Source organism: Terriglobus saanensis SP1PR4 (assembly GCF_000179915.2).
Taxonomy (GTDB): Bacteria; Acidobacteriota; Terriglobia; order Terriglobales; family Acidobacteriaceae; genus Terriglobus; species Terriglobus saanensis.
Map to the genome: position 1 here is coordinate 2952277 of NC_014963.1, position 12661 is coordinate 2964937.

General features: G+C 53.5%; 8 protein-coding genes. 3 read left to right on the forward strand and 5 right to left on the reverse strand.

Annotation, left to right across the window (positions count from 1 at the left end):
* Positions 1-6 precede the first annotated feature (6 nt).
* A complete protein-coding gene (gene rocD, locus ACIPR4_RS12065) occupies positions 7-1212 on the reverse strand; it encodes an ornithine--oxo-acid transaminase (protein WP_013568941.1) in 1206 nt (401 codons plus the stop codon).
* 269 nt (positions 1213-1481) lie between these two features.
* On the opposite strand from rocD, the gene ACIPR4_RS12070 reads away from it, so the two are divergent.
* Positions 1482-3896 (forward strand): FlgD immunoglobulin-like domain containing protein, encoded by a 2415-nt coding sequence (locus tag ACIPR4_RS12070; protein WP_013568942.1) that lies wholly within the window; start codon positions 1482-1484, stop codon positions 3894-3896.
* Here ACIPR4_RS12070 and ACIPR4_RS12075 read toward each other — a convergent pair.
* Positions 3888-6455 (reverse strand): hypothetical protein, encoded by a 2568-nt coding sequence (locus tag ACIPR4_RS12075; protein ID WP_144312415.1) that lies wholly within the window; start codon positions 6453-6455, stop codon positions 3888-3890. The genes ACIPR4_RS12070 and ACIPR4_RS12075 overlap by 9 nt on opposite strands.
* A gap of 589 nt (positions 6456-7044) precedes the next feature.
* Between ACIPR4_RS12075 and ACIPR4_RS12080 the strand changes: the two genes are divergently transcribed.
* Positions 7045-8136: a glycosyltransferase family 2 protein gene (locus ACIPR4_RS12080; protein WP_222829225.1), complete on the forward strand. Its 1092-nt coding sequence runs from the start codon at positions 7045-7047 to the stop codon at positions 8134-8136.
* Positions 8137-8163: 27 nt separating this feature from the next.
* Here ACIPR4_RS12080 and ACIPR4_RS12085 read toward each other — a convergent pair whose 3' ends face one another.
* The 3 genes from ACIPR4_RS12085 to ACIPR4_RS12095 all read right to left on the reverse strand — a co-directional run bounded on the left by ACIPR4_RS12085 (position 8164) and on the right by ACIPR4_RS12095 (position 11351).
* Positions 8164-9237, reverse strand: a complete 1074-nt coding sequence (locus ACIPR4_RS12085; RefSeq protein WP_013568945.1) for an acyltransferase family protein — start codon at positions 9235-9237, stop codon at positions 8164-8166.
* Positions 9238-9461: 224 nt separating this feature from the next.
* Entirely contained in the window at positions 9462-10346 is an 885-nt protein-coding gene (locus ACIPR4_RS12090) for a glycosyltransferase family 2 protein (RefSeq protein ID WP_342612193.1), read from the reverse strand.
* 24 nt (positions 10347-10370) lie between these two features.
* Positions 10371-11351 (reverse strand): glycosyltransferase family 4 protein, encoded by a 981-nt coding sequence (locus tag ACIPR4_RS12095; protein WP_013568947.1) that lies wholly within the window; start codon positions 11349-11351, stop codon positions 10371-10373.
* A 188-nt stretch (positions 11352-11539) separates the two neighbouring features.
* Here ACIPR4_RS12095 and ACIPR4_RS12100 point away from each other — a divergent pair, with 188 nt between their 5' ends.
* The gene (locus ACIPR4_RS12100) at positions 11540-12628 is read left to right on the forward strand and encodes a glycosyltransferase (RefSeq protein ID WP_013568948.1); all 1089 of its coding nucleotides are present in this window, start codon (positions 11540-11542) and stop codon (positions 12626-12628) included.
* The last annotated feature ends 33 nt before the right edge of the window (positions 12629-12661 follow it).

The window sequence follows — 12661 nt, forward strand, 5'->3', positions numbered from 1 at the left end:
CTTCCGCTAGAGAGCTTGCGATGATTCCTCGATCACCTCTCGGATAATCTCCGCAGCCCAGGCGATCTCTTCCTGAGTAATGGTCAAAGGAGGAGCAAGACGAATCACCTTGTCGTGTGTTTCCTTGCACAAAATGCCTCTCTCCTTAAGTGCCTCGCAGAGAGGACGCGCCGAGGCCGTCAGTTCGATGGCGATCCACAGACCGCGTCCTCGAATCGATTCGACCAGCGGGCTCTTAATGGAGGAAAGCTTTTCCAAGAAGAATGCGCCAAGTTCAGCAGACCGCTCTGTGAGATTCTCTTCCACCAGAACGCACAATGCGGCGCGCGCTACCGCACACGCGAGAGGATTGCCTCCGAAGGTGCTGCCATGATCTCCAGGGTGAAAGAGACCGAGGATCTCCTTAGAGGACAGAACGGCAGAGACTGGATAATATCCTCCCGACAATGCCTTCCCTAAAATGACCAGATCCGGTGTGATGCCATCGTGCATGTAAGCGAAGAGCTTTCCCGTCCTTCCAAGTCCTGACTGGATCTCATCGACCATCAGGAGAACATTCTTCTCTCTGCAGATCGAAGCGACCTCATTCAAATATCCCGCGGGAGGAATAATGATTCCGGCTTCTCCTTGAATTGGCTCCACAAGAAAAGCGCAGGTGTTTGGAGTAATGGCGGCGCGCAGAGCTTCAGCGTCGCCAAAAGGAATGATCTTGAAACCGGGCAGGAAGGGACCGAAGTCGTGGCGATACTGCTCTTCCGTTGAGAAGCTGACGATAGAGATCGTGCGTCCATGGAAGTTGTTGGAACAGACGATGATCTCCGCCTGGTTCTCCGGTATACCCTTGATCTGATATCCCCACTTCCGCGCGGCTTTAAGAGCGGTCTCTACCGCTTCCGTTCCGGAGTTCATAGGAAGGGCCATCTCGAAGCCGGTCAGGTCATGCAGCTCTTTGTAAAAAAGAGGCAACTGAACATTACGAAAGGCTCGCGAAGTCAGGGTGACATACTGAGCCTGTTCGATCAGAGCAGCCATAATCTTGGGATGGCAATGGCCCTGATTGACCGCCGAGTATGCAGCGAGACAGTCAAGATAGCGCTTGCCCTCCGTATCGTAAAACCAGACCCCGGACGCGCGTTCAATGACGACATCGAGTGGGCGATAGTTATTCGCGCCATACTCTTTTTCCATGGCTACATATTCTTCGATCAGCACAATTCTCTCCAAGCTTGCTTGAGAACTTAATCATACCGCCTTGTGCGACAGGATCAGCCGTCATACCGTTGCGCACGCAGCCCCCTGCGGAGACATAAGCAATAGAGAGAGCTGCTATACTCCGCGTTGTAAGCCTGTTTTCACTGCAGGAGCGTTTCGAGACCTGCGCAAAGTTCCTGGCTTCGCACAGTGGACATCGCAGCTCGCGTTGTTCTCTGGAAGCGTGAGCGCGTCGACGAAAGGGTGAAAGCTTTGCCGAAGGTTGAAAGATGAAAAGAATCTTTCTTTCTGCGCTTCTCGCCCTCTTGGTCGCTTCATCTTCGGTGGCTCAAAACATCACGAGCTTTACGTATACACTCTCGTCCAGTTCAAGAACCAGCGCAGGAGTCTTCGATTCCACGGGCGCGTTGATACGAACGATTTGGTCGAACAGTTCGCAGCCCGCTGGTACATATACGCAGAGCTGGGATGGAAAAGATGATGATGGCGTTGTGGCTCCTGCCAGCACAAGCTATACGGTGAAGGTCCTGGTGAACAACGTCACGTACACTTGGGATGGCGTGATCGGCAACACAGAGAACGCCTGGACGACGAGCACGAGCATCTGGGACCAGTTGGCCTACTCACCTCTTTCGCTACGAATGACTTTTGCGAACCACGGTATCTGGGCGGCGGCTGGCTACTCCGAAGGCACGGCAAACCTGATTTATATCAATCCCGCATCTCCCAACTCTCCAAGGCCCGCGAATAATCTTTACACCTCTCAGAACGTGGCGTTCATGGGTATCGATAACGATGGACAGTTCCTGTACCTCTCCAACGCCCAAGTGTGGACGGGGCAAAACTTCATCACAAAGTTCGACGCGATCACCGCAGCGCCTGCAACCTTCAGCTCTGGTCAGACGATTATAGGTCCGCTGGCATGGCCCAAAATCCCCATGAGCGCCATCGCACTCAATACAGTCCACGCACCGGAGGCTGTGGCAGTACAAAACGATGGCTCGATCCTTGCCGTTGCTTATCCCACAGCGAGCACAATCAACTTCTTCAACAAGGTCACGGGTGAACCCTACGGAACGGCATTGGCAATGACCTCGCCTACGTCCATGGGATTTACCAAAGCTGGACTCTGGGTGATCTCCGGCTCAACGATCTACCTTGTGGAAGATCCCGGCGGAGCCAACACCCTCACGACGCCTCTTTCGAATCTATCCAATCCCCTCTTCCTCACGACGAACAAAATAAATAACCACGTCTACGTGCTCGATGGCGGAACGGCGCAGCAGGCGAAGGAGTTCGATATCAGCCATAAACTGATACGTTCATATGGCCAATCGGGCGGTTACTCTGATTTCAACCCAACAATAACCAACACGAAACTTCTGTTGGATGCCACTGCAACCAAGGGAACACCGACACCTCTGGGCGCATGGATTGCCGTGTCGCCGACCGGTGAGTGGTGGATCTGCGATGCCGGAAACGCCGGGCGCATCCTTCACATCTCGTCCTCAAACAGCTACATCGATCAGATTCAGTTCCAACCCGAGACTTACACGGTAGGCATTGGTCAGTCCGCTCCGACACGCCTATTTCGCGGAACGATTGAATACGTCATCGACTATACCAAGCCCCTGCTTCCCGGTGATCCATCCGCGGCTTCGGGAAACGGCTCCTGGAAGATGGTACGGAACTGGTCCGTCGGTGCTGAAGGTGCGCATGGTTCACCCGCGGCGAGTTACGGCCCCCTTCCGAAGTTTGGACTTCAGAACGTAGAGTTGTTGCGCAATGGGCATTACTACGGCCATCTTATGACGCCTGAGAAGACGCTCTACGAAGTAGAGCTGCCAGCATCGGGTACAGTGCCCCTCCGGTTCATCAAAACCTTATTTTCTGCCAGAGAGGGCGATCGAACCCCTTTACAGCCAGACGGAAGTCTTACGAAAGAGACGATCACCGGTTCCCCCTCGGACAGGATCCTCACTATCGCGAAATCGAGTCTCATCGGTTTTGACAGCAGCTTCAACCCCTTGCGAACACCGTTCACGACGGTTACGGCCATTCCATATGTGACCGCAACGGCACCGAATACCAGTGGAGGTTGGGGTCAAATGCCTCCGAATCAAAATACAACCTCGGGCGTCTATCCCCTCTATCAAACGTCGCCCATGGCGAAGGCAGGTTTCCCTCACCTCGCGGGAGCGATGGCCGGACATACTTTCTTCCTCTGGAAGACGCACAGGGAGAAAGTTCTAACACTCCCGGATGGCGTGGGAAGCTTTCCGAGTTCCTCCGGATACGGCGGACACGCAGGGATTGCGGCCCAGGCTGTTGGAAATAACATCTTTGCCAGCTACGACGGCCAGTACGCGACCTGGGGAAACCAAAACTTCCACTACTGGGAGGACGGCCTGATGATCGGCCAGTTTGGGGTGCCGGAAGTCGCCAGGCCGCGTATTCCCCCTCCCCCCTTCTCAGCGCCTTTACCGCCAGGAAATGCCGGCAATATCGCGCAGACGCGCTTTGTTCCTTACGGCGGAGACGTCTATATGTACATGACGGCAGAGAGTGGATTCACCCCCGTTCAGAGATGGCACATTGCAAACCTATCTTCCATCTTCGAGTTGACCGCATCGACAACAATTGGATCTTCCGTCACATTGCACCAGGCCACGCCCTCAAAATAAAGTTTTCAGGATGACATTGCTGCCGAGAGCCGCTGTGCCGGAAAGCTCATGGATCGTATCCAAGCCGCTGATCCGCCAGCGGTGGATGCCCGGATGGAGACTCTCGTCGCTGTTATAGAGATACAAATCTGTTCCGACGTAAACCGAGGTCATCGATCCGATATTGCCTGCGGACCCGGCAAAGAATCCACCATCCTCGTCAAAGACATTCGCAGGGTGACCGAATTGACCGATCATCAGTCCATCTTCCCACCAGTGCATCCACTGGCTTGAAAATGGGCCATATTGGCCGTCATAACCCTGGAGAATGTTGTTCCCTTCTACCAGTGCGGCAATCCCATCGTGTCCTCCGTACGCTGGGCCATCCGGAAAAGAACCCTTTCCATCGGGCACCTGAATCGCGGCTCCGCGGCTTGTCTTCCACGTCCAGTCCGAAGCTCCTGTCTTCACCCCACCCAGGTGAAAATCTTGCCCGGTAAGGTCTACGGTCGCCGTGTTGTACGTAACGAAATTACCGGAGGTAGTGGCTTCCGGAAACATATACATTCCCCAACCACCATAACCAAAAGGATCATTGATCGAGGTAAGGCTGGCTGGTTGCAAGATGGAGGCGGATGCCAGGACATAGGGACTTCCCCATTGCGGAGTATTCTGTAAGTCAAAGCCGAGCAAATCTCTTCGATAGGCCGTCAGTACGTTATTGACCCCTGCCTTCGAAAAGATCCAATAACTAAGTCTGCCCTCGTTGTCTAATATCTCTTGAAAGTTTGCGCTTGAAAGAAACTGTCCGGTATGGCGAAGCGGGCCCGTCTTCGGTAGCTCCACAAGTTCGGGATTGGATACACTCGTCAAGGTTCCGACCTGACCATACGTTCTTCCGTTGGACATCGTCATCACCCTGGTAAATGGCCTGAGATTCGGCACACTGCAGACGGACCAGTTCTTCGTCAGGCTCCAATTGAAGGAGTCGGCGGAGGTATCAGGGCTTGTGCCTAAACTGCTGGGATAATCCACCTTGTACTCCAGCCAATCGGCGAAGACCCTCGTCGGATCCCCATGGTCCGCCGCAACTTGATAGAGAAACCGCGTAAACGCGATCTGGTTCAAATAAGTTCCATCGGACGAGATGAGTAGCGCACGGTCGTTTCCAAGATCACCAATCCAGAAAGATCCATCCGGTTGAAAAGCAACCCATGTTGCCGGCGCCTGATTATTTCCTGCTCCAGTGCCTACGGTGTTATCAAGATAAAGCCGATCGGCGCGCACCGAAGGATCGCAGTCGGCATATCCACCGGCTTGGCCATAGGTGGACAACAACACTCCCTGCGCGTTGAAAAGCTTCACCTGTTGGCTCGCACCACCATCTACAACAGCGATAGCTCCTGTCGGACCTACTGCAATCGCTAAAGGATTCGAGAGATTTCCAATCGACTGCACAATGACATTCGATTGACCAACGCCTGCAATCTGCACGACTTTCCCGCTGGAAATGACCCACAGGCTTCCATCCTGAGAAAAAGCCATCCGCTGCGGATCAGCCATCGGAACAGCACCCAATGAGGCGCCCGTTTGTTTATCGAAGAGGAGAATTCTGTCCTCACTTGCCGACTTCACGGCAGCTCCATCCTTGAAATAGCTCCCATGCGCTACGGCCAGAAGATTGCCATTGCGCTGTACTGCAATGCCAGTGGGCAGATGTACCCGCGCGCTTCCACTTAACCCGCTGCTGTCAAAATCCAGCACTCCCGAAAGCGGGGGACCACTTCTGGCGGGACTTCTTCCCGCTGGAAACTGATACTGACGCTTCGTTGCAGTGTCATAGGCCATGACGAATGCAAGGCTGCCTCCCCACCCATTTCCGACATTCGCAAAATAGACGCGAACGTCATCCGCAGTAGCATAGGCAAATTGAATGTCCTGTCCAATCGTCATCACGTTGCTCGGGCTCTGCGGATCGCTCAGTCCAAAAGAAGAGGTATTGGGACGTCCTTCCGAATACCCGTTCGCGGTATACGCGACACCGCCGACCAGGGCCATGTCTACAGGGAAATCGCTTTGCATATCCCAGCTCTGCAATGCAGTCGGTGCACTGGACGTATTGCCGACTAGGCCCCATTCATAGCGAACATTATTGCGGAGAAGTTTGATGGTGTAGGAGCCTGCAGGAATCGTGTCACCCAGATCGTTGGTTCCGTTCCAAAATTCGATATGGCTTCCTGCGGAGTAGGTGACATTACTCCACAGGGACTTGATCAGCTTTCCGTCCGAGCCGTAAACACCCGCGCTTGTTCGCGCACTTTCGGGAAGAGAGAAAGAGAAACTCATCATCCCGGGGTGCGTCTCCGGAGCGATCACGTTGATGGCCACAGATGATTTAACGCTTGTATTGCTGGTCAGCGCAGCGGTGATCATGACATCCGGGGTAGGCATGAGAGGAGCCGTATAGGTGCCGTCCGGTGCGATAAATCCCGCCGAAGAGGTTCCTCCAGACACACCACCCGCACTCCATTCCACAGAAGCTCCCGTCTTTCCGCCCAGGCTGGCCGAGAGTGTGATCACTCCGCCCACCGGGACCGTAGTGGAAGATGCCTCGACGGAAAGCAATGGGGCGGGGGCAGTCGTGGAAGAACTACTTCCTGTATTGGCTGTAGATGCCGGAACTGCACGCGTACCACTACCGCATCCCCAAAAGGACAAAGCGCACAGAGTCAGAACAAACATCCGCACAAATGGAGTTGTCGAACGTCGATCTTCGTAATTCAAGTCAGACAACATATCTCTCCGGTGCACAGACAAGCGTTCACTGCGTTAATCGGCCGGAGAGGTTCAAGCGTTCAGGCGTGTCCCGATTCGAGACGGAAAGGAAAACTTTCGACTACTCTCGAAACGCCTGGCCCTGATTTCTGGATGTCAGAGCTTAGGGAAGATTTTCCTTGGATTTATGTGGTCGGAAGTTTTGTTGAGGTGGCGGCAGAAGCAAGGGCGGGCCGCACGGCGACCGAAGAGCACAGCAGAAAAAGATAGCAAGCGGCTTGCGCATGAAAAAACCTCAGTTTAGGGGACGACATGAGCAATGCAGTTCAGTGGCCAAAAGAGTAAGTACACGAATTGGCACTTTTCTCGTGATGCTGCTTCGAATAGAACTTCGATGTTCCTTGGAATAAGGAAAACCTTTGACCCTTTGGGGATTTGTAGATGTGAAAAACAGCTCTGGATACCCTCGGCACAAGGCATACAGGCAACGGCGTTCGTGATCCGAGAGATGGAACATGAGAGAATCCGGTTAGCTGGAGCTCATATTCATCGGCAGGAGAAACTGATGTCCGGTAACACCGTAAGCGTCTGCATTCCGACCCGGCACCGCTCTGACTTGTTGACAGAGGCCATCTTGTCCTGCCTCGCTCAAACAAGGCTCCCCGACGCGATCCTTATCGCGGATGATTCCGAAGATAGCGTCACAGAAGAGACCGTGGCAAAGCTGCAAGAGACTACGCCGGTGCCCATCCAATATCGACGCAACTCACCTCCGCTCGGTCAGAATGAGAATACGAACTCTCTTTTCGACCGTGCCACCACCACGCATCTTATTCTTCTGCACGACGATGATTGGTTACTACCAAACGCCATCGGAGATTTGCTTAATTGCTGGATGGAATACCCTAACCTGACCGCGGCCTACGGGAAGCAATATGTCGCCTCGCATGATGGGACGATCGACGTGTCGCGATCCCATGGCCTGAATACCGCATATCATCGAACATCGGAAAGGGCTGGATTGCAGCCACGTTCCTGGGAAGTGGGTATCCTTCAACAATTTCCAAACGACTGCTACATGGTAAAAAGCGACGTGGCTCGGGCTGTTCGATGGAGGGCGGTTTCCGAGGTCGGAGATGGAGGCGATTTTGACTTCGGCCTACGGATGGGTCTGCAAAATGACGGATTCTTTTTTCTGGATACATACACCGCCAAATACCGTGAAACCGCCAGTGGATCCATCTCTGCCTCCGATTCATCGGACACGGCCTTGTCGTCCTATCGCGTTCTGCGGCAAATGAATCTGCCGGAAGGTGCTGAGAAGCTTCGGGATTTGAAAATGAAGAACCTGGCTCCCAGAGCCATGATGCAGGCCATCAAGCTGGGCAGAAAAAAAGAAGCTGCTCAGATTTACTTCTCGAAGCACCACGGACGCCGAGCATTCACCTTAGGCGGCATCCGCAGGCTACTTCTGCTTCTCTCTTGAAAGTGAAGCCTCATTGACGAGCTGCGGTTACCGTGATTCTGTGTGCGACTCTCGCTGAATCGCAGCGACAGATTTTTTTTCGCGTGTCAGGTATCGACCGAGTGCCGTAGAGGGCTCTTCGACCAGCACACAGAAAAGATGGGCTACTGGAAAAGAGAGAACTACGCCGAGAGCGAGCAAGAAATTCAGCGGCATTCTGCCGTAAAGAAGAATCACCACAGCAAACAACACCGTCCCGTGTACAAGGTAGAGGCTGTAGGAGATTCGACCCAGGTATTCAGGCAGCGGCCAATCCAGTAGACGTTCCACAGACTCGGTCTGTGCCACCAGCAAGAGTCCACAAGCCCCGAACGCGATCACAATGTCGTTTCCATAAAAGTAAGCCGCGAGGGAAAGTACGGCAATTGATCCCCAGGCCCACGAAGGCAGGCGCGTCAGGCGAGATTTCCAAGAGGGATAACCACCCGCCAGCGCAGCGCCCAAAACAAAGCATGCCGCCCAGGTCAACGTCGCCGAATGAAGTACCGCACCCGCTGCCAACAGAGCCAGGCCGAAGAAGCCCGAAGCGACCGGTCCTATACGTAAAAATGCCCAACAGAGCGGAGGGAACACGATCGACATCAAGACTTCATAGCGCAGCGACCAGAACGCTGTATTGATGTCCGGACGATTGCTCATCAGCAAACCCTGCAGCACCAATTTCCCCGTCACCGGTGTGTGCCAGGTCTGGTAAAACCAGCGAGATAAGGGAATCTTTGATCCATTCAGCTTGATAGCGAACGGCAGCGCAACAAACAATGCCGCCGCGAACGGCACCCAGATACGAAAGAGCCGGCGCACAAAATAGCGGCCGTACGGCAGGCTGCGTCCCCGCCAGTACGACAGCGAAAGGACATAGCCGCTTAAGACAAAGAACAGAACCACAGCCTGGTGCCCGGCGAAGAAAGGGACCTGCCACCAGTGCGGATCGTAAAAGTATGCGAGGTAACGAGCGTGAAATGCCACTACAACACAAGAGGCGAGTCCGCGCAGCGCATCCAGTGCAAAGACGCGTCGGCCCGTAGTGCGCTCCTGGAGATGCCGTTCTTCTTCATTCGCCATAAGAACCAAGCCCCCCTTAGACTACGTCGAAACGCCGATTCAGAACGTTTCGCACATCCATAACTCAAGCCAAGGAAAAGTGTCAGATATTGAACGAAGGAAAGAACCGCTCTTGAAATCTTTACGAATTGAAAGTTGTGAATATCTATTCGCAAAGTTTTATATCTACAACAGGAGAATAGGTAAGACTTGCAGTAAATCACGTCATCTTTGCAAAAGTACAGCTACTTTGTGGCGCTTTGCCTATCTGCTTCAAACAATTTAGCGTCAATGAGAAAGCGAAACCAGAAGGTCTGCAACACACAGAAGATAAGCCCCTCATGGCCATCAAGAAATCCACCGGTCAAAATGTAGCGATAAATGAAAAGAATCCCTGGACGAACGAACAGCGGGAGATTCTCATAACACTGCCGCAAGCGCCGCTTTACCTGGATCTTATTGCCAAACCATCGACCCTGTATCTCCGCGTTGGCACGCTTCATTCGCAACTCTTTGACTTCCGCATCCGCCCACTGGTTATGCCGTCGAGTCCATTCAGTAAGGGGCATCCTGATGTCATCGACCATCGAATGCTTCAACGTTCCAATCGGGCCAGAGCAGATAAAGTGCTGATCGTACATCCGCGCCTCGCAGCGCCCCTTTCCTGAGCGAAATAATCTCATGTGATAAGTGGGAGCGAGATTGTGTCGAAGGACTCGGCCCATGAACTTCAAATAACGGGCGACGAGAAATCCATCCATGGCAGTACTTTCAGGAATGGCCTCGATTTCACGAGCCAGATCCTCAGACACATCTTCATCGGCATCCAGATGCAACTGCCAAGTCTTGGTAATTTCGAGGTTGTCGATTGCCCAGTTCCGCTGTGCACCATAGTTCTCAAACGGATGACTCACGACGAACGCTCCGAGTTCTGTTGCCAACTGGATTGTCTCGTCCGTACTTCCGGAATCAACGAGGATAATCTCGTCTGTCAGGCTTCGAACACTACGAAGAGTCGTAGCGATTGTCTCCGCCGAATTGAAGGTCAGGATAATGACTGCGGGTCGCAAACGTCCTCCGTATCGCTCATACAGCGGGCGGCGAAGCCGCAGGTTGCGGACAGGCCGCAATCGCCTTCCCGAGTATAACCACTTCTAACACGCCGACCGTCCGGGCAGAGCGCTTTTATGGAGGCCCACATCGGTTACCGTACGGAACATCTCCAGGTATCGCTCAGCAACATACTCCGGTCGATGAATTCTCAAATGAGCAGGTCCTCTTGCGACCATCGCCTCACGCTCCTCCGTGTCGTAAAGAACGCTCTGCAATGCCAAAGCGAGGAGGTTCGAGTCGCCATTGGGCACCAGAATCCCACAGTCCCCTACAGCTTCACCTAACCCGCCATCCGAGGTAGCCACAATGGCACAGCCTGCGGCAATCCCTTCGAGCGCCACCAATCCAAAAGGCTCTGCCCAACGGGAAGGAACAACAAGCACCTTATGCCTGGCGACCTCGACAGCACGCTGCGTTGCAAGATATCCAGCGAAGGTAACCTGTTGCGCGACGCTAAGCTTCAAAGCCAAAGCTTCAAGCTTCTCGCGATCCGGCCCATTGCCAATCACCGTGAAGGAAGGCTCCAGTCCCATCTGTTTCAACTGTGCCAAAGCTTCGATGGCAAGATCACAGCCTTTGTCCGAAACCAGACGCCCCATGAAGACGATGTCTCTATCTTTCGGCATCTCCCGTAGCAGCAGGAAGCTCTCCATCTCAAATGGATTGCCTATGACCTCCGCGTGAACAGGAAGATGCTCTGCCAAAGCTCGGCTCGGTGTCACGTTGTAACAAAAGCGCAGCACGGTACGCTTCAGTAAATCCTGCCAGCCCGTTTTCCCACCTGAGCGCGTCAGCCAGGTATGGTGAGTGACGAAGATAGGCTTGAACAATAGAAAGAGAGGGAGCAGTGTCTTCAGCGAAATATTGTTTTGAAAGATCACATCAGACTGCCGCCCCAACTCAAGTAACTTGGAGACGCTTGGTTGCCGCACTACAGCAAAAGGATAGTCATGCCCACCGCCTGTTTCGGTCACCACTGTGACCTCTGCTCCCGCCTTCGCAAACTCCGTAGCGAGAAGCATGGAGACCGTTTCTATTCCTCCGATACTCGGATGAAAAACGTGGGAACAGAACAGAATCTTCAACGTTGAGTCTCCCAGGATGCCTCTGAGCGCTATTGTATAATCGCCTCTGTGATCACGCCTACTTCACTATGGATCGTGACTGTTTCGGAGAAGCAAACGCTTTTGCACACAATGGAGAAGCACTTTTGAGATTGCTTCAGATCGTGCCCAGGCTACGTCCCGCCCATGATGGAATCGGTGAAAATGCTCTTCGGCTAGCCGAGTGTTTACGAAGCGATCATGACCTGCACACTAATTTCCTGATCGGCGATCCATCCTGGAAGGGCCCGGAGGAAATCGAAGGATTCCCCGTACGATCGCTTTCCGCGCGCAGCAAAACCAATCTAAAAGCAGAGCTTGCAAGCTTTCTCGCTCCCTCTGAACCTGCTGCTGTACTTCTGCAGTTCGCTCCCTACGGTTACGAAAAGCGCGGCATTCCCTTCTGGCTCATCAGCGGCGTCAAGGAGCTTCAACGTGAGACACCATTCAAGCTGCTTACGATGTTTCACGAACTCAACGCTGGTCGAGGCACACCCTGGAGCAGCACCTTTTGGCTTTCTCATCTGCAGAAGCGGTTGATTCTCCAGATTGCGCGAGAGAGTCACGTTACCTTGACGAACGCCGCCTACCACCGGAAGTTGCTGGAACGCTGGGGCATCCGAACCGGGCCACTGCTGCCCATCTTCTCCTCTGTTGGCGAGCCGTCATTTTTAGCGCCTTGGTCAGCAAGAAAGAGACAGGTCGTGGTCTTCGGAAGAGCTTCCCATCGCAAGTTGACATACGTCGAAGGTCTGGCTGCGTTGGACAGGATATGCAAACTGATCGATGCCCACACAATCATCGATATCGGTGAACCCTTCGACCTTTCTTCCGTATCCCAATCCCTGGGAATTCCGATCACCTCCTGCGGTCGCCTCTCCGACGAAGAAGTGAGTTTACGGATGCAGCAGTCCCAGGGTTCGTTTCTTTATTACCCTGATGCACTCTTATCCAAGTCCTCGGTCTTTGGCGCCACCTGCGCCCATGGCACGATCCCGTTTGTTTCCTCACAGAACGATCCCAACTTAAGTTCGAGCGAATTCGAAAAGAATCTCGACTACATCAAGGTAAACGCCACAGGTGCATTACCAGCACTTCCAGACCTCGCAGAGATGTCTTCCATGGTCTATCAGCGCTACCAGTCAAGAAGTTCCAGTGCGAATGCGAGCCTTCTCGCAAGTCTTATCAACAACTAGATACCCTGCATCTCTCCATGCCTGCAATTCGAA